Source organism: Flagellimonas algicola, from assembly GCF_005937185.1.
In the GTDB taxonomy this organism is placed as follows: Bacteria; Bacteroidota; Bacteroidia; order Flavobacteriales; family Flavobacteriaceae; genus Flagellimonas; species Flagellimonas algicola.
Map to the genome: position 1 here is coordinate 479,918 of NZ_VCNI01000002.1, position 17,754 is coordinate 497,671.

Annotated in this window: 23 protein-coding genes; 17 read left to right on the plus strand and 6 right to left on the minus strand. The window is 42.3% G+C overall.

Translation table 11 applies throughout. The features are described 5' to 3' along the window. Positions 1 to 35: 35 nt before the first annotated feature. The 15 genes from FGG15_RS10885 to FGG15_RS10955 all read left to right on the plus strand — a co-directional run bounded on the left by FGG15_RS10885 (position 36) and on the right by FGG15_RS10955 (position 8,622). Positions 36 to 353, plus strand: coding sequence for a DUF4286 family protein (locus tag FGG15_RS10885; RefSeq protein WP_138836138.1), 318 nt, complete (start codon positions 36 to 38; stop codon positions 351 to 353). Positions 354 to 356: 3 nt separating this feature from the next. Continuing rightward, positions 357 to 665 (plus strand): gamma-glutamylcyclotransferase family protein, encoded by a 309-nt coding sequence (locus FGG15_RS10890; RefSeq protein ID WP_138836140.1) that lies wholly within the window; start codon positions 357 to 359, stop codon positions 663 to 665. An 18-nt stretch (positions 666 to 683) separates the two neighbouring features. Then, complete coding sequence (gene rsmA, locus FGG15_RS10895) at positions 684 to 1,556, plus strand: 16S rRNA (adenine(1518)-N(6)/adenine(1519)-N(6))-dimethyltransferase RsmA (RefSeq protein ID WP_138836142.1); 873 nt, start codon at positions 684 to 686, stop codon at positions 1,554 to 1,556. Further along, positions 1,543 to 2,895 (plus strand): magnesium transporter, encoded by a 1,353-nt coding sequence (gene mgtE, locus FGG15_RS10900; protein ID WP_138836144.1) that lies wholly within the window; start codon positions 1,543 to 1,545, stop codon positions 2,893 to 2,895. Before rsmA ends, mgtE begins: the two co-directional genes overlap by 14 nt. Positions 2,896 to 2,905: 10 nt before the next feature. Continuing rightward, positions 2,906 to 3,271 carry a cupin domain-containing protein gene (locus tag FGG15_RS10905; protein ID WP_138836146.1) on the plus strand — a complete coding sequence of 122 codons (366 nt, stop codon included), beginning with the start codon at positions 2,906 to 2,908 and terminating at the stop codon, positions 3,269 to 3,271. A 17-nt stretch (positions 3,272 to 3,288) separates the two neighbouring features. Then, the gene (locus FGG15_RS10910; RefSeq protein WP_138836148.1) at positions 3,289 to 4,221 is read left to right on the plus strand and encodes a 2-hydroxyacid dehydrogenase; all 933 of its coding nucleotides are present in this window, start codon (positions 3,289 to 3,291) and stop codon (positions 4,219 to 4,221) included. A 9-nt stretch (positions 4,222 to 4,230) separates the two neighbouring features. Then, entirely contained in the window at positions 4,231 to 4,647 is a 417-nt protein-coding gene (locus FGG15_RS20450) for a response regulator transcription factor (protein ID WP_138836150.1), read from the plus strand. A gap of 98 nt (positions 4,648 to 4,745) precedes the next feature. Beyond that, positions 4,746 to 5,252: a DUF4199 domain-containing protein gene (locus tag FGG15_RS10920; protein WP_138836152.1), complete on the plus strand. Its 507-nt coding sequence runs from the start codon at positions 4,746 to 4,748 to the stop codon at positions 5,250 to 5,252. Positions 5,253 to 5,312: 60 nt separating this feature from the next. Beyond that, the gene (locus tag FGG15_RS10925) at positions 5,313 to 5,768 is read left to right on the plus strand and encodes a DUF1801 domain-containing protein (protein WP_138836154.1); all 456 of its coding nucleotides are present in this window, start codon (positions 5,313 to 5,315) and stop codon (positions 5,766 to 5,768) included. Between the two features lies 1 nt (position 5,769). Continuing rightward, positions 5,770 to 6,156 (plus strand): VOC family protein, encoded by a 387-nt coding sequence (locus tag FGG15_RS10930; protein WP_138836156.1) that lies wholly within the window; start codon positions 5,770 to 5,772, stop codon positions 6,154 to 6,156. 53 nt (positions 6,157 to 6,209) lie between these two features. Further along, a complete protein-coding gene (locus FGG15_RS20310; protein WP_237561808.1) occupies positions 6,210 to 6,647 on the plus strand; it encodes a DUF4870 domain-containing protein in 438 nt (145 codons plus the stop codon). Positions 6,648 to 6,749: 102 nt separating this feature from the next. Continuing rightward, the gene (locus FGG15_RS10940; RefSeq protein WP_138836159.1) at positions 6,750 to 7,079 is read left to right on the plus strand and encodes an ArsR/SmtB family transcription factor; all 330 of its coding nucleotides are present in this window, start codon (positions 6,750 to 6,752) and stop codon (positions 7,077 to 7,079) included. Beyond that, positions 7,076 to 7,573 (plus strand): DUF6428 family protein, encoded by a 498-nt coding sequence (locus tag FGG15_RS10945; protein ID WP_138836161.1) that lies wholly within the window; start codon positions 7,076 to 7,078, stop codon positions 7,571 to 7,573. Before FGG15_RS10940 ends, FGG15_RS10945 begins: the two co-directional genes overlap by 4 nt. A 12-nt stretch (positions 7,574 to 7,585) precedes the next feature. Further along, positions 7,586 to 8,077, plus strand: coding sequence for a GNAT family N-acetyltransferase (locus FGG15_RS10950; RefSeq protein ID WP_138836163.1), 492 nt, complete (start codon positions 7,586 to 7,588; stop codon positions 8,075 to 8,077). 122 nt (positions 8,078 to 8,199) lie between these two features. After that, positions 8,200 to 8,622: an arsenate reductase ArsC gene (locus FGG15_RS10955; protein ID WP_138836165.1), complete on the plus strand. Its 423-nt coding sequence runs from the start codon at positions 8,200 to 8,202 to the stop codon at positions 8,620 to 8,622. Positions 8,623 to 8,684: 62 nt separating this feature from the next. Here the strand turns inward: FGG15_RS10955 and FGG15_RS10960 are convergent, their stop codons facing one another. The 4 genes from FGG15_RS10960 to FGG15_RS10975 all read right to left on the minus strand — a co-directional run bounded on the left by FGG15_RS10960 (position 8,685) and on the right by FGG15_RS10975 (position 13,338). Next, positions 8,685 to 9,704 (minus strand): carboxypeptidase-like regulatory domain-containing protein, encoded by a 1,020-nt coding sequence (locus FGG15_RS10960; protein ID WP_161991959.1) that lies wholly within the window; start codon positions 9,702 to 9,704, stop codon positions 8,685 to 8,687. After that, positions 9,697 to 11,502 carry a GNAT family N-acyltransferase gene (locus tag FGG15_RS10965; protein WP_138836169.1) on the minus strand — a complete coding sequence of 602 codons (1,806 nt, stop codon included), beginning with the start codon at positions 11,500 to 11,502 and terminating at the stop codon, positions 9,697 to 9,699. Before FGG15_RS10965 ends, FGG15_RS10960 begins: the two co-directional genes overlap by 8 nt. Positions 11,503 to 11,578: 76 nt before the next feature. Continuing rightward, positions 11,579 to 12,826, minus strand: coding sequence for an aspartate kinase (locus FGG15_RS10970; RefSeq protein ID WP_138836171.1), 1,248 nt, complete (start codon positions 12,824 to 12,826; stop codon positions 11,579 to 11,581). A gap of 17 nt (positions 12,827 to 12,843) precedes the next feature. Next, a complete protein-coding gene (locus FGG15_RS10975; protein WP_138836173.1) occupies positions 12,844 to 13,338 on the minus strand; it encodes a GNAT family N-acetyltransferase in 495 nt (164 codons plus the stop codon). A 113-nt stretch (positions 13,339 to 13,451) separates the two neighbouring features. On the opposite strand from FGG15_RS10975, the gene fbp reads away from it, so the two are divergent. Beyond that, positions 13,452 to 14,456 (plus strand): class 1 fructose-bisphosphatase, encoded by a 1,005-nt coding sequence (gene fbp, locus FGG15_RS10980; RefSeq protein WP_138836175.1) that lies wholly within the window; start codon positions 13,452 to 13,454, stop codon positions 14,454 to 14,456. A gap of 1 nt (position 14,457) precedes the next feature. Here fbp and FGG15_RS10985 read toward each other — a convergent pair whose 3' ends face one another. Further along, complete coding sequence (locus FGG15_RS10985; protein WP_138836177.1) at positions 14,458 to 14,880, minus strand: tellurite resistance TerB family protein; 423 nt, start codon at positions 14,878 to 14,880, stop codon at positions 14,458 to 14,460. A 108-nt stretch (positions 14,881 to 14,988) separates the two neighbouring features. Here FGG15_RS10985 and FGG15_RS10990 point away from each other — a divergent pair, with 108 nt between their 5' ends. Beyond that, complete coding sequence (locus FGG15_RS10990) at positions 14,989 to 17,451, plus strand: ligase-associated DNA damage response DEXH box helicase (protein WP_138836179.1); 2,463 nt, start codon at positions 14,989 to 14,991, stop codon at positions 17,449 to 17,451. Positions 17,452 to 17,456: 5 nt separating this feature from the next. On the opposite strand, the gene FGG15_RS10995 is transcribed toward FGG15_RS10990, so the two are convergent. Next, positions 17,457 to 17,753, minus strand: a complete 297-nt coding sequence (locus tag FGG15_RS10995; RefSeq protein ID WP_138836181.1) for a putative quinol monooxygenase — start codon at positions 17,751 to 17,753, stop codon at positions 17,457 to 17,459. Position 17,754 lies beyond the last annotated feature (1 nt).

Consider the following 17,754-nt stretch of genomic DNA (forward strand, 5'->3'; position numbering starts at 1 on the left):
TCTTCGCTACTTTTGAGCCAATTAAAAGTTGGACTATGCTGATTTACAATGTAACCATCAATATAGATGAAAGTGTGCATGATGAATGGTTGACCTGGATGCGCGATAAACACGTTCCGGATATGTTGGGCACCGGAAAGTTTTCCCATGCCAAAATGGCCAAGGTATTGGTTGAAGAAGAAATGGGTGGTGTCACTTACTCCGTTCAATACACTACAAAGGATAGAAAAACACTGGAGGCATATTATAAAGAAGATGCAGAACGCCTCAGGTCCGACGGGCAAAAGCTCTTTCCAAATAAGTTTGTTGCCTTTAGAACAGAGTTGGAAATCATCAGTCAACAAATTCCGTAACCCTTGGAATACCTTTTCACCTACGGAACACTGCAAGACTTACAGGTACAGCAGTATATTTTTGGTCGCATCCTAACAGGTAAATCCGATTTTTTATCTGGATTTAAGAAAATGGAAAATGCAATCTATAACCGCTATCCCCTTGTGATACAAAGTGGAAATCCAAAGGACACCGTCCAAGGTATGGTATATGAGATAACTCCATTGGATTTGGCCAAATCGGATATCTATGAAACCAGTGCATACATACGTGAAAAAGTAGTGTTGGAATCAGGGATTGAAGCCTGGTTGTATGTCAAAAATTCAAACTAACTTGCTAAAAAACGTCCCATGTCCAATAAAAACAAGAAGAAGTTTGGCAATGCCAAGCCCAAGCAGCGCAGGAATGGACACAATGAGGGTGCCGTAAAAGCCAAAAAACATCTTGGACAGCATTTTCTAAAAGATGAAAGCATAGCAGAAAAAATTGCCCAAACCCTCTCCCTTGATTCATACTCCAATGTCTTGGAAATAGGTCCTGGAATGGGCGTACTTACCAAGTATTTATTGCAACGCGATTTGGAATTGGTGGCCATGGATCTTGATGAGGAATCCATCGTTTATCTGAACCACAGCTTCCGGTTGGAGCACCCTGAAGTGTTTCAAAAAAACAATCGGCTCAATATCTTGGAGGCCGACTTCCTCAAATTCGATCTGAAACAATTGTATGGGAACGAGCAATTTGCCATTACGGGCAATTTTCCCTACAATATTTCCAGCCAAATCGTTTTTAAAATGTTGGAAATGCGCCAACAGATACCGGAGTTCTCCGGGATGTTCCAAAAAGAGGTTGCGCAACGTATTTGCGAAAAACCTGGTAGTAAAACCTATGGTATCCTTTCCGTATTGGTGCAGGCTTTTTATGAGGCGGAACATCTGTTTAGCGTTCCCCCTCAGGTGTTTGACCCCCCTCCCAAGGTACATTCTGGAGTACTCCGGTTAACGCGTAGAGAAAATCTAAATCTCCCCTGTGACGAGCATCTCTTTTTTAAAGTGGTCAAGACCGCATTCAACCAACGGCGAAAGACCATTCGCAACAGCCTTAAATCCTTTAACCTCTCCGATAATCTAAAAGAAGACACTATATTTGACCAGCGCCCTGAGCAGCTTAGTGTAGCTGATTTTATTGGGTTAACACAGAAGATTGCCAATGACCCCGTTTAAACTCACAGACGAGCTAATTGCTGAAATTCAACAACTGATTGCGGACAAGAAAAATGCGGCACTCAGGCTGATGATGAAGGAATTCCACTATGCGGATATTGCCGAGATAGCGGAGGAACTCAAGGTGAAGGAGGCAACCTATCTGATCAAACTTCTGGATAGCGAAAAGACCTCGGATATTCTCGCGGAAATGGATGAGGATATTCGGGAAGCAGTCTTGAACAATCTTTCCATCAAGGAAATAGCTGGGGAGTTGGAAGAGCTGGACACCGATGATGCTGCAGACATTGTTGGCGAGCTTCCAAGGGAAATTATCCAAGACGTAATCTCGGAAATCGAGGATAAAGAACATGCGGCGGATATTGTTGACCTGCTTCGTTATGATGAAGATTCAGCTGGTGGTCTTATGGCAAAGGAATTGGTAAAGGTCAAAGAAAATTGGAATGTGCTAACCTGTGTAAAGGAGATGAGGGCGCAGGCCGAAAATGTAACACGGGTGCACTCCATTTATGTAGTGGATGATGAGGAAAAACTCAAAGGTCGACTTTCACTTAAGGATCTTTTGACCACTTCAACCAAAACCCACATCAAAGATGTGTACATCCCAAAAGTGGATTATGTTACCGTAAATGAAAAATCCGAAGAGGTAGCCAAAATTATGTCCAAATACGACTTAGAGGCCATTCCCGTGGTGGATGAGATAGGAAGATTGGTTGGTCGCATTACCATTGACGATATTGTAGACGTAATCAAGGAAGAGGCCGACAAAGATTACCAATTGGCCGCTGGTATATCTCAAGATGTAGAGGCAGATGACAGTATTTGGGAGCTTACCCGTGCACGCATACCTTGGTTGATTCTTGGGTTATTGGGTGGATTGGGAGCGGCCGGTATCATGGGAGGCTTTGAAGAGATGCTTGCCCAACATGCCATTCTGTTCTATTTTACCCCGCTTATTGCGGCTATGGCCGGAAATGTTGGGGTGCAGTCCAGCGCAATTATCGTACAGGGTCTTGCCAATAACGACCTCAAGGGGAGCATCAGCAACAGACTGGTCAAAGAAATGCTCTTGGCTCTTTTGAATGGATTAATTCTAGCCGCATTGCTTTTGATTTTTACGTGGATTTGGCAAGGTGATTTCACAACAGCTTTGGCCATCTCTGTATCATTGATAGCGGTGATCATGGTTGCCGGATTCATTGGTACTTTTACGCCCTTATTTTTAGATCAGCGCGGAATTGACCCTGCCATTGCCACCGGTCCATTTATAACCACAAGCAACGATATCTTTGGCATCCTAATCTATTTTTGGATTGCCAAACTAATCCTTGGAATCTAAGTCAATAGCTATGAAACCCATTAATCTTAGAGAGAAACATGCAGAGTTTACCAAGCAATGGCATCCCCATCAAATTGCAGTGGTGGACGACATGCAGGTGCTCTTGGCCAAGTTGCAGGGTGAGTTTGTTTGGCATGCCCATGAACATGAAGATGAATTGTTCCAAGTGATCAAGGGTACTATGTATATGCAGTTTAGGGATCGAACTGAAATTGTTCAGGAAGGGGAGATTATTGTGGTTCCCAAGGGAGTGGAACACAATCCTAAAACCAGGGACGGTGAAGAAGTCCAAGTGCTTCTTTTTGAAAAATTGAGTACGGCACATACGGGCAGTGTGCAACATGAAAAAACCCAAACTGTTTATCCAAAAATTTAGGCAACCAAAATCTACCGATGAAAGTTCTTCACCTTGATACCAACCATCCCCTGTTATTGGAACAATTTTCCGAATTGGGTTTTGAAAATGATGAGGATTACCAATCCACCAAGGAACAAGTTGAAAAGAAAATCCACTTATACCATGGTATTGTTATCCGTAGCAGATTCACCATAGACCAACAATTTTTGGACAAGGCCACCAACCTAAAGTTTATTGGTCGTGTTGGGGCCGGCCTGGAAAATATTGATACGGGTTACGCCAGACAAAAGGGTGTTTTTCTAGCCTCTGCGCCAGAGGGTAACCGAAATGCCGTTGGCGAGCATGCGCTAGGCATGCTATTGTCCTTAATGAACAAGATGAACAAGGCCAATAGGCAAGTGAAGAAGGGCAAATGGGAACGTGAAGGCAACCGAGGTGTGGAATTGGAAGGCAAAACAGTAGGAATCATAGGATACGGAAATATGGGAAAGGCCTTTGCCAAAAAGCTTAAGGGTTTCGATGTAGAGGTTATTTGCTACGACATAATTGGGGGCGTAGGAGATGAAAATGCGAGGCAAGTTGGCATTATGGAGTTGCAGCAAAAATCAGATGTGATAAGCCTGCACGTTCCCCAGACCGAGCTTACCGTGGGCATGGTAAATTCCGAATTTATTGAAAGTATTCACAATCCATTTTGGTTGATCAATACGGCCCGGGGGAAATGCGTGGTGACCAAGGATTTGGTAGAGGGCTTGAAATCTGGAAAAGTATTGGGTGCCGGATTGGATGTTTTGGAGTATGAAAAAAAATCCTTCGAGTACATGTTTGCGCAAAAGCCCAAGGCCCTGAAATATCTCCGCAAAGCCAAAAATGTACTCTTGACTCCGCATGTTGCCGGTTGGACCGTGGAAAGTAAAATAAAATTGGCACAGACTATCGTAGACAAAATCCAAGAGAGATTTTGCTAAATTTAATAGGTGAAGAAGACCGTTTTTGTTTTTTCCGCCTTGATCATTGCCTTACTTATCCTTTTTCAGTTGAGCAAGTACTCTTACATCTCAGGAGACCTCTCCATAGAAGTTGGAATCGCCGTTGTGGCCGTGGTTTTTTTCATTATCGGAATTTACATTAATAAAAGGACCTTGAACCGTGAAAGGCAGGTTTCCAACCCCATTGATCCCGAGAAGATAGAAAAATTGGGGATAAGCAAAAGGGAGTACGAAGTATTACTTTGTATTTCCAAAGGGCTGTCCAATAAGGAAATTGCCGAGCAACTTTTTGTTTCCGAAAGTACCATCAAAACGCATGTCTCCAACCTCTTGGTAAAGCTCAATGCCAAGCGGAGGACACAGGCCATTCAAAATGCCAAAAATCTAAAGATTTTAGCCGTCTAGTTGAATTTTTACCCAATTATTAGCTTTTTGGTACTTTAGTATGAGCGCCTTGTACACCGTCATACTTACTTTTAGCTCAACCAATTAAAACAACAACCATGAAAAAAACAGTAATCCGATATGGACTTTATGGTGCCTTGACCATTTGCTTGCTATTCCTATTCAGTTGGTATGTATTGGGCGACCTATCATTTTCTACCCAAGAAGTTATTGGATATGCTTCCATGGTCATTTCCTTGGCCTTCGTCTATTTTGGAATCAAACACTTTAGAGATAAGGAGAACCATGGAAAAGTGAATTTTAAAAAAGCTTTGACTTTAGGGGTTCTTATCAGCTTGATCACTGCCGTTACCTTTGGGTTATTGGACGTTTTGTTCACGGAAGTTTTAAACCCTGAATTTATGGAAGAATACTACGAAGCCACGGTCAAAAGTATGAGGGATTCGTTACCCCCTGATGAATTTGAAGTACAACTTGCAGAAATTGAATCTCAAAAGGAAATGTTTTCAAATCCTATATTTTCTTTTGCGCTCATGGGAATGACCGTTTTTGTCATAGGGTTTATCATATCGTTGATCTCTGCCCTAATATTACAGCGAAAATAGGTTTGCATCCAATATTGGGTGACCTTAAGCCTTGTCCATTGTTAACCACTAATTGAAATTATGACCATAGATGCAAAAACCCCGGATGAGTACATCAGTAAACTCCCGGAAGAACGAAAAGCGGCAGTGTCCAAATTAAGGGAAACTGTAAGGAACAACCTCCCCAAAGGATTTGAGGAATGCATCAGCTATAAAATGATTGGATATGTGGTTCCGCATTCACTATATCCGGGTGGGTACCATTGTGACCCAAAATTGCCTTTGCCCTTTATCAATATTGCCGCGCAAAAACACTTTGTTGCGCTCTATCATTCTGGGATTTATGCCGATAAAGCATTGTTGGATTGGTTTGTGGAGGAATATCCAAAATATGTGAAGACTAAATTGGATATGGGCAAGAGCTGTATCCGATTCAAAAAAATGGATGCTATTCCATACGATTTGATTAAGGAATTGTGTCAAAAAATGAGTCCTGAAGCTTGGATTCAGTTGTATGAAAAAAACGTAAAAAGATAACATGAAAAACCGAGTCACAGGAATTGGGGGCTTTTTCTTTAAGACCAAGGATCCCAATCATATAAAAGAATGGTACAAAAATCATTTGGGATTGAATACAGACCAGTACGGATGCACTTTTTGGTGGAAGGATAAGGAAGGAAATGACTGCTCCACTCAATGGAGCCCGTTTAAAGAAGATACTGCCTATTTTAAACCCAGTGAAAAGCAGTTTATGATGAATTTTAGGGTCGAGAATCTATTGGAATTGTTAGCGGCTTTAAAAGACGAAGGAGTAACCATTGTGGGTGAAGTGGAGGAGTATGATTATGGTAAATTTGGTTGGATTTTGGATCCGGAGGGCAACAAATTGGAACTCTGGGAGCCTGTTGATAAAGCTTTTCTATAGATATTGATTTATTTGTTACATTTAAAACACAATTAACCAACACATTAAAAACAATGTCTGAAGAAAACAAAGATTTGGGAGATAAAGCTGAAGAAGCTTTTGACAACGCAAAGGAGGCAGCCAAAGAAGCTGCAGAGGATGTAAAGGAAGCTGCACAAGATTTCAAGGAAGATGTAAAGGAGGCCTTTGACGCGAGCAATCCGGAAAGTGGTAAGACCGTGGCAATTCTTGCCCACATTACCTTTCTAGGATGGATCATAGCCATTATCATGAACAGCAGTAATAAAACAGAATTGGGTTCATTTTATATTAGACAGACTTTGGGGATATTCCTAATTGGAATTTTATCCGTTATTCCCCTACTCGGTATATTAATCGGACTGTTCTGTTTCGTGCTTTGGATTGTTAGTTTGATAAATGCCATTAATGGGTCTCAAAAGCCCGTGTTTCTTGTTGGAGATTTGTTCCAGGATTGGTTCAAAGGGTTATAAAAAAGTTACCAAAAAGCTAGGAAATTGTTTCTTAGCTTTTTTATTTAAAGGTTTTATCGTAATATTGCAATATAAAACTAACAATGTTATTCCGTTTAACATATGGGAGTCTCGAAAACACACATATTTTCAATTTCACAGAACGAACTGGCACAGGCTGCCAAAGTGTTCGCACATCCCGCTCGAATTGCCATTTTGGAATACATAAGTCGACAAGAAAATTGCATCTGCAATGATTTAGTGGATGTGATTGGGCTTGCGCAGCCCACTATCTCGCAACACCTCAACGAAATCAAGAAAATTGGACTCCTCAAAGGAACTTTTGAGGGTAAAAATCTTTGTTATTGCATTAATCAGGAACGCTGGGAGGAACTACAACAGTCCTTTAATGCGTTCTTTTCAAATATTAACCAAAACTGTTGTCAGATATGAATACATCAGAATTTATTTCATTATTAAAACAACATCAAGACAAAAGCTTGTTGTTCGAGTATACCCCAGGAAAATTGGTGGGAGCCAACTACCATATTACCGAGGTAAAAAACATAACCATAGACGCAGTGGACTGTGGCGCCGGAACCGATTTCTGGAAAGAGACCATTGTCCAACTTTGGGAAAGCCCAAAGGAAAAAGACAAAAGAGACTTTATGTCTGTTTACAAGGCCTTGTCCATTCTTAACAAGGTAGACCGCATCAAACCTATGGTTCAAGATGCTGAAATCAAAATTGAATATAGCAACGAATCTTTTCACACGGCTCAGCTTTTTGTGGAGGATTATGCGCTGGACCAAAAGACATTGACTTTGAAACTATCCGTTGAAAAAACGGATTGTAAAGCCAAAGAAACCTGCGGGGTTGAGGTAAAAGGAGAAAATGCCGTGCTGGAAGCTTCTGCAGGGTGTGCTCCTGAAAGCGGTTGCTGTTAACCGACCTAACCCATGCACATACGCACAATGAAACCATCGGACTGGGAGCAAGTTTCCCAAATTTATTTGGAGGGCATAGCTACCGGTTTTGCCACATTTGAGCAGCTTATCCCAAGCTATGAGGCTTGGGATAATGCTCATGTGGAACAATGTAGATTGGTTGCAGAGACAAATGAAGAAATCCATGGTTGGGCAGCACTATCCTCTGTATCCGGCAGATGCGTTTATGGTGGGGTTGGGGAAGTCAGCGTGTATGTAAGTGCAAAAAGCAGGGGAATGGGCGTAGGCCGATTATTGATGGAAAGTCTCATAACGGCTAGCGAAGCAGTGGGTTATTGGACCATTCAATCCGGAATTTTTCCAGAAAATGAAGCCAGTATAAATTTGCATAAAAAGGTGGGATTTCGATTTATAGGGAAAAGGGAACGCGTTGGCAAAATAAACGGCGTTTGGAAAGACAACCTCTTATTCGAAAAAAGAAGTAAAACCATAGGAATAGATTAATTAAAGCCAATGTCACATTGAGCCTGCCTTTGTTGGCAGACAGGCGCAGCCGAAATGTCATTGATAGAACAAACGTAAACCGTCCACCTCTCGACTGCGCTCGAGGGGACAAATCAAAGAAAATGAAAAACGTATTGGTCCTTTGTACCGGAAATTCGTGCCGAAGTCAAATGGCACATGGTTACCTAAATTATTTTCAAGATTCCCTAGCCAAAGTATACAGTGCAGGAATCGAAACCCATGGCCTTAATCCCGGGGCCGTGTCCATCATGAAAGAAGATGACATTGATATCACCCATCACACTTCCAATCATGTGGACGAATATGAGGGTATTGCTTGGGACTACATCATCACGGTATGTGATCACGCAAAAGAAAACTGCCCTTTTATTGCGGCTCCCAATGCGGAACGCATCCACCACAACTTTTTTGACCCCTCCAAGGTAGAAGGGACGACAGATACCAAACATGCAGCTTTTTTAAAGGCCAGGAACGAAATAAAGGAGTTTTGCAGCAATTTTGTAAAGGAAGAATTACTAAACTAGGCTCAGATAAAATTAGTCTGTATGAATGGTAGTTGGGTAAGGCCCTTCTGCCATTTTCTTTTTTAAAGGCCGTAATCAATGGGCAACATGTCCCCAATTCTGTAGTCAGCCATGTATCCTCCAAAAACCAATTCCTTAAAGGGAGTGCAACCGCCATATCGATCAAGAGAAAACACAGTTTCCGGCTTCTGGATATTCAAGGTAGAACGATAGTACCCCTTTTTCCTGTGATAAATCACAAACTGTTCCCCCAAAAATTGGATGTTCCTAAATTCTTCCAGGGAATCGTTTTTCACTACGAATAGTTCAGAGGTGGGAATGTTCTTGAACTTTTTCCGCAACTCAAAATTTTGACGGTGAAGATTTCCATTCCAACAGGAACGCATAAAGTGCATTCTGGAGCCCTCATAGGCGTTTTCCCTTCGCTTTTTCACCTTGTAGTTTCTCGAGGCTACATCAAAAAATTGGGCTGACCCTTCATAGACCGTATGAAAAATGTTATCAATACGCTTAAGACTGGTGCTTTTAAAATAAATTTTGAACTGTTCAATTTCAAAGGATATCCGATAGCCCAGATAGTCATTTTGGACAATCAATGGACGTTCGCTATGAGCTGTTAAGGTGTTGTTATAGGTATTAAAAAATAGGCGGACATCTTCTTCGTTGACAATACTGCTATTCTTGCCTCCCTTTGTATCACCCAAAAATTCAAGTCGAAAAACCTTCAGTTTCTGCTTTCGGGAAAAAGGGTCAGCGGTCACAATAATTTCATCCAGGCTTTCAGCCTCCTCTGACAAGACGATTCGAAGAAGGGATTTCCCCTGCAGAGGAACCAACTTTCTGGTTTTATAACCCAAATGTCTTATCACTAGGACCGCATTGCTGCCCAAAAGCGCAGGAATTTGAAAGTTTCCATCAAGATCCGTAATGGTTCCAACAGCACTTCCATCATAATATACGGAAGCTCCTGTGATGGGTTCCCTGGTCTTGGAATCCAAGACCAAGCCAGAAATTTCTTGGGCTGCCCCGTACAAACACCCAAATACCAGTACTATGAAAAGAAGGGAGTTTAGCTTAACCATTACCATTTCCCAACTTCCTTTCCAATTCGGCCTGGAACTCTTCCATAACGGGTTTCACAGTGCTTTCTGGCAAATCGGCAATTCTAATGTACATAAGTCCATCCACGGAGTTGTTGAACAGGGGATCAACATTGAAAGCCACCACCTTTGCATTCTGTTTGATGTACTTCTTGATCAACACAGGCAACCTCAGACTTCCGGGTTCCACCTCACTGATCAATTTGTCAAACTTATTGAGGTCTGCCTGGGTTTCATCAAACACAAACTCCTTGTCCGCATCCTTCAACTGAACCTTAAACTCCTTTTTGGGTCTAACATATTGGGCCACATAAGGATCCCAATAATTGGATTTCATAAACTCGATCATCAGGGATTTGGAAAAGTTGGAGAACTGGTTGCTAATGCTCACTCCACCAATCAAATATTTATGTTCAGGATGTCTTAAGGTGGTATGCACAATCCCTTTCCAAAGTAAGAACAAGGGCATGGGTTTTTGCTGATATTCCTTTACGATATAAGCTCTTCCCATTTCGATGGATTGCTCCATCATGCCGTAAAGCTCTGGCTCAAATCGAAATAAATCCTGAAGGTAAAATCCATCAATCCCGTACTTTTTGAAGATTTCCTTGCCCAATCCCATTCGGTAGGCCCCAACGATGCACTTATCCTCATCGTCCCAAAGAAATAAATGATGGTAGTACGAATCAAAACCGTCCAAATCTATGGCATTGTTGGTCCCCTCTCCTACTTCCCTAAACGTAATTTCACGTTGTCTTCCAATTTCGTTCAGAATAAAGGGCATATCCTGCTCTTGTGCCAAATACACCTCATAGTTTTTACTCTGCAGGAGACGGCAATCCTTTTCCCGTAATTTTTCTATCTCCCCTTGTAGTACTTCCACGCCAACAGAGGTTGCAATTTTCTTGGGAGGTTTGGGAATCTTCAAAGTTGTGGGCACTTTATCTATTAACCGTTCCTTTTCAAAAACGTTGGCCAACAAATAGGTCTTTTTTCTGAGCAATTCCGTGAAGGATTCCAATGTAGGTTCTTCGTTCTGTGTTTTTACAGAGATAGGTTGGCCAATCCTAACCTTAATGGGACGCCTACTTTGCGATGTCAATTCCGAAGGCAATTTAGCTGTTCGGAAAACGTCATTTATTTTGGACAACTTGTAAAAAAGTCGACTGTTCCGTGCATGGAAATAAATGGGAACCACGGGCACCTCGGCCTTGCGAATCAATTTAAGGGCCGCCTCTTCCCAGGGCTTATCCACTACTAATTTTCCATCCTTGTAGGTAGACACTTCCCCGGCCGGAAAAATTCCTAAAGGATAACCTGCCTGTAAATGTAAAAGTGCGTTTTTGAACCCCATGATACTGCTTTTGGCATCCTTGTGATTTTCAAAAGGATTCACCGGCATGATGAAGGGTTTTAAGGGCTCTATGCGATGCAAAAGAAAATTGGCAATGATGCGGAAATCTGCGCGCTGTTGCAACATTAGCTTTAACAACAATACGCCATCAATTCCACCTAACGGATGATTACTTATGGTAATATAAGGTCCGGTCCTGGGTAGGCGCTTTAGGTCTTCTTCGGGAATCTCAAAGTCAATTTCATAATGCTCTAAAATAGCATCCAAGAACTCCGTTCCCTGCAACGATTTGTTCCTGTTATAAAATCTGTTTATGCTGGTAATCTTTGTGGCCACCATCAACAACCATCCTACAAAGGTTCCTAAAAAGCCATATTTGTCAAGATTGATGACCTTTGCAACCTCTTTCGCAGAAACCAGCCCCATAAGCTAAATATTAGGTAAGCGTAAAGATAGAAAAATACCATTATCGGTTTGGCCTTACCTCTTTATTCGGGAAACATTATTTTACAACGAGCTGAACTGTCTCTTTTCCACGTTGTTCCACCAAAACTGACCGTCCATTTTCCAGCGACTTCACCGCATTATCATCAAAATGCCGAATCGTGTATAGGGAAACATCTTCATGACAAACCACTTTAAATTTTCTTTTCAGCTCGTCCAGCATAGCTTGAAGCCCGTTGAACTTGTTGTCCAAACAAACTGAAAAACTAATGGCAGAATTCTGGATCAGGTCCACTTTCATCCGATGGTCATGGAGCAATTTGAATATTTCGCTGATATTGTTCTCCACAATAAAGGAGAAATCTAGGGAAGAAAGTTTGATCAGTACTTGATTCTTCTTCACAATAAAACAGGGCACCTTGGGAGATATCCCTACTCCTTTGCCAACAGTGGTTCCATCGTTCGTTGGGTTAACAAAGGATTTAACATGCAAAGGAATTTCCTTGCGTTGTAGCGGCTGAAGCGTTTTAGGGTGGATAACGGAAGCTCCATAAAATGCCAATTCTATAGCTTCCCGGTACGATATTTCGTCCAGCAATTGGGTCTCATCAAAATTACGGGGGTCGGCATTCAGCACTCCAGGTACATCCTTCCAAATGGTCACGGAATCCGCATTGAGACAATAGGCCAAAATAGCTCCCGTATAATCCGAACCCTCACGACCCAATGTGGTGGTGAAGTTGTTGTCATCGCTACCCAAAAAGCCTTGGGTAATATAGAGTTTGGAAGTGTCCAGTTTGGATACCTGCTCTTGGGTGCGTTCCCAGTTGACCTTGGCATCCCTATAACTGTTATCCGTTTTGATCAAGTTGCGCACATCTTGCCAAATATTGGGCAATCCAACTTCATTTAAGTACTCACTAATGATTGTGGTAGAGACCAATTCGCCGTAACCGACCACCTGATCGTAAACGAAGGCATTTTTAGGCGATTTGTTCCAGGCAAGAAACCCTTTCACTTCTTCAAAGAGCGTTTTTACCTTTTCATAAACTGGATGATTTTTATTTTGGAACAGCTCTGAAAGGATGGTTTCATGGTATTCCCAAACCTCCTGTATACTGGAAGATATTTGACTCTTGTTGTCAAAATAGGCGGCCACCACCTTTTCCATGGCATTGGTGGTTTTGCCCATGGCAGAAATCACCACCAAGGTGTCTTCATGACCAACTTCTTTTAGAACTTTGACGACATTCCTTACCGCCTCGGCGTCCTTGACCGATGCACCTCCAAACTTAAATACTCTCATGAATTAGTTAGCTATGATTATATGGAAGATTCTTCCAGTTTTTCTACATATGTTTTGATGCCATTTTCATTTAGATGGACCACATCCCAGTCCCTTTTTACGTCGGCGCCCTTGTTCTCATAAAAAGCAATGGCGGGGTCGTTCCAGTCCAACACCTCCCAAGATATTCTCTTGACGCCCAAACGATGTCCATATTTCACCACCTCATCCAAAAGGGCAGTCCCCAGACCGCTTCCGCGCATTTCTTTGGATACAATTAGATCCTCTAAATGAACTATAGGGCCCTTCCATGTGGAATATCTAGGATATATTAACGCAATACCTACCACCTTGTCCGCTTTTTCCGCCACAAAGCAATGGAACATTTTTTTTGCTCCAAATCCATCCCTTACCAATTGTTGCACCGTAACCTCAACCGCTTCCGGTTCTTTTTCAAACAAGGCCAATTCTTGGATCAGTTCCAAGACCTGCACCATATCTTCTTGCCGCGCATCTCGAATTGAAAATCCCATATTGTTATAAATAAAACTCAAAGTTATAAATTTCTAAATCTTTGTGCTAGCGAAAACGATATAGTTTCACAAAATGCACGATATTTGCCCTCAAATAAAACAGTGCTTCATATATGTCCAGTAAGAACAAAACCCTCGGTGAATTTATCATCGAAAACCAGACGGAGTTTAGATATTCTACCGGGGAACTTTCCAAGCTGATCAATGCCATTAGATTGGCAGCAAAAGTTGTCAATCACGAAGTTAACAAGGCTGGATTGGTCGATATTCTGGGTTCTGCCGGTGACACCAACATTCAGGGAGAAAATCAGCAAAAATTGGACGTGCTCGCCAATGAAAAGTTCATCCAAACTCTAAAAAACAGGGAGATTGTATGTGGTATCGCTTCGGAAGAAGAAGATGATTTTATAAGCATCAATAGCCAAGATGAAAACCATCAGAACAAATATGTGGTCCTCATTGATCCCTTGGACGGGTCTTCCAATATTGATGTTAATGTTTCTGTAGGAACCATATTTTCCATTTATAGAAGAGTAACCCCAGTTGGAACACCAGTTACCCTTGAGGATTTTCTTCAACCCGGCAAAAATCAGGTGGCTGCTGGCTACATCATCTATGGGACTTCCACTATGTTGGTCTATACCACTGGGCACGGGGTCAATGGTTTCACGCTAAACCCAGCCATTGGTACATTTTACCTGTCCCACCCTAATATGCAGTTCCCAGAAACCGGAAAAATCTATTCCGTAAATGAAGGAAACTATATCCATTTTCCGCAAGGCGTTAAGGACTATATCAAGTATTGCCAAAAAGAGGAAGGGGACAGACCCTATACCAGCAGATATATTGGCTCCTTAGTTTCTGATTTTCATCGCAATATGATCAAAGGCGGCATTTACATGTATCCCAAGAGCAGCAAAGCGCACAAAGGCAAGTTGCGCCTATTGTACGAATGTAACCCTATGGCATTTTTGGCGGAGGAAGCCAATGGAAAAGCTAGTGACGGTTTCCAACGGATTATGGAGATTCAGCCAACGGAATTGCATGAAAGGGTCCCGTTTTTCTGTGGTAGTAAAAAAATGGTGGAAACGGCCGAGGAGTTTATGGCCAATTCCTAGTTTATTTCTCCATGAGGAACATATAATCCTCAAAAGAAATTTTTCCCGTAAAAATAGCTACCGATTTATCTACTAAAGCTTCGGCTTTTTCAGGTGAATATCCCAATCCTACTGCGTACTTAACAATAAGTTCCTTTTGGGCTTCGTCGATTTTCTGGTCAGCAAGGGCCATCCCAAAAAAGTCAAAAAGTCGCGTCAATCTTCTTTCTGAACTGTGTGGAGTTTCAATAGGATATCTATTCTCCTTTTTCATCACTTCCTTGTATTCAGCTTCGGTGATGTTCAATCGGAATGCAAACTTGTCCAAAACCGCTTTTTCCTGCGCATTGATTTCACCATCAATGGCGGCCAAACTGGCCAAAGTGGCAAAATGGGCCAAATTTCTACGTTGTTCTCCGTGTTCGTAAAGATCTAAAATGGGCATATGCTAAAATTTGTTCGGCAAATATAAATCTTAAACCAAGGACGGTAAAATTATCCCCGAAAGAAATTGTAATTTTCTTTCCGCTAGTTAATTTCACATCCAGATCCACTGAAAAAATCCGAGCTTTTTCATATTGCCCAAGAATGGTTCCAACAACAAGGATGGAAGCCTTTTGCTTTCCAGGAACAATCCTGGGAAGCTTTTTTGGATGCGAAGCACGGACTGCTGAACGCCCCTACAGGTAGTGGAAAAACCTATGCACTTTGGTTTCCGATTGTTTTGGATTACATCCGAAAAAATCCTGACTATAGAACCAAACACAAAAAAGGATTAAAGGCCATTTGGATTACCCCATTGCGGGCGCTTTCCCAAGAAATAAAGCAATCCGCGGAACGAATTACACAAGACTTGGGTACCCAGATGACCGTGGGAATCCGAACCGGTGATACCTCTTCATCAGAAAGGGCGCGACAGAAAAAAAGCATGCCTGATTTGTTGATCACTACCCCTGAAAGTCTTCAACTCTTGCTTTCATCCAAAGGATATGACAGAGTGTTTAAAAATTGTACCGCCGTGGTTGTGGATGAATGGCATGAGCTTTTAGGTTCCAAAAGAGGAGTCCAGATGGAATTGGGGCTTTCCCGTTTAAAAACCATTTGCAACGATTTACGCATTTGGGGTATTTCGGCAACCATTGGAAACTTGGAACAGGCTAGGGAAGTTTTGTTGGAGCCTACAGGCAATGCCCTCTCCAATTCCGTATTGATCAAGGCCAACCTGAACAAAAAAATCACCGTAAAAAGTATCATCCCCAAAAAGATGGAAACTTTCCCTTGGCGTGGCCACTTGGGTCTTCATCTTTTGGAAGAAGTGGTGCCCATAATCAACAATAGCAAAACCACATTGTTGTTCACCAATACCCGGGGACAGTGTGAAATTTGGTTTCAGAAAATCTTGGAAAAACATCCCGAATACGCCGGGGAGATTGCCATGCATCATGGGAGCATAAACAAGGAAACCCGGCTGTGGGTGGAACAAGCCATCCGAAATGAAAGTCTGAAAGCCGTAGTATGCACATCCAGTTTGGATTTGGGGGTGGACTTTGCGCCTGTGGAAACGGTAGTTCAAATTGGAGGCCCTAAAGGTGTGGCTCGATTTCTTCAACGCGCAGGACGGAGTGGACACCGACCAGGTAAGGAAAGTGTCATTTATTTTTTGCCCACCCACGCCATAGAGCTCGTTGAGGCATCCGCTATGCAAAAGGCCGTTTTAAATGCTGCTGTAGAGGACCGAATTCCTTACCTCAATAGTTACGATGTATTGATACAATACCTAACCACCTTGGCAGTTTCTGACGGCTTTTATCCTGATGAGATTTACAAGGAAGTGAAGCAAACCTTTTGTTACCAAACCTTGACCGAAGAAATTTGGCAGTGGTTATTGAACTTTTTAGTGATGGGAAGCCAGAGCCTTAAAAGCTATGACGAATATAAAAAAGTGGAGATAGATGCGGAAGGGAAATTTAAGGTAAACAGTTTGGCCATAGCGCGAAGGCATCGCTTCCAAATAGGTACCATAGTCGGGGATGCAAGTTTGTCCGTCCGCTACCAAAAAGGAGGCTATATTGGGACCATTGAAGAATCCTTTATCTCGAAAATGACGCCAGGGGATGTCTTTACGTTTGCGGGTCGCAATCTGGAGTTCATAAGAATCAAAGGCATGACCGCGCAAGTACGGAATTCCCCAAAGCGGAGTAACAAAATTCCGTCCTGGATGGGAGGTCGACTGAGTTTTTCAGCTAAAATGTCCGAGTTGTTGCGGCAAGAATTGTATTCCGCAGAACTTCCGCTTGCGGAGCAGGCCATAGAAATCAAATCACTGGCATCCATGTTTGCCAAGCAACGGGAGGAAAGCATTGTACCACAGCCACATCAGTTTTTGATAGAAACGTTCAAGACCAACGATGGGTACCATCATATCTTCTACCCGTTTGAGGGCAGGGCCATCCATGAAGGGATGAGCAGTTTGCTGGCGTACAGAATCAGCCTGCTCTCCCCGATCACCTGTTCCTTGGCATTCAATGATTATGGTTTCGAATTGCTGTCGGACAAGGCTATAGACATTCAAGCGGTTTTGGACAATAATCTGTTCACCCCGGAATACATGCTTTCCGATCTTCAAAAAAGTTTAAACTCCAATGAAATGGCACGACGGAAGTTTCGGGATATTGCCGTAATCAGTGGAATGGTGTTCACTGGTTATCCGGAGAAAGGGGTAAAAATGAAACATCTGCAAAGCAGCTCTCAATTATTGTTTGATGTCTTCAAGGATTTTGAAGATGACAACCTACTCTACCAGCAGGCATTTACAGAGACCTTTGAACATCAATTGGAGGAAGGTAGACTGCGATTGGCCCTTGAGCGAATTGCCCAACAAGAGGTGGTTTGGAAGCAGTGCAATAACCCCACTCCATTTTCATTTCCCATTATTACGGATCGGCTTAGAGAAAAGCTGTCCAATGAAAAACTGGCCGACCGTATCAAACGGATGACCAGGATTTTAACTCGATAAAGAGGCTATTGGACCAAGGTCATTTCATGCAAAGCAAAATCCTCAACTGCACCTTCAGTGGCTTTCATATAGGCTGCAATATGAGGATTCTCCATATGCTTTTGCCACAGCTCCCGACTGGCCCAATTCTCGTAGAACAAGAATAGGTTTTCATTCTCATTATCTTGGTGAAGGTCATAGTTGATACACCCCTCTTCTTCCTTGGTGGGGGCTATAAGCTTTATCAATTCCGATTTTACCAATTCCCTTTTTTCTGGTTTTGCTAAAATTCGGGCTACGATGGTTAATTGCTGATTTGCCATG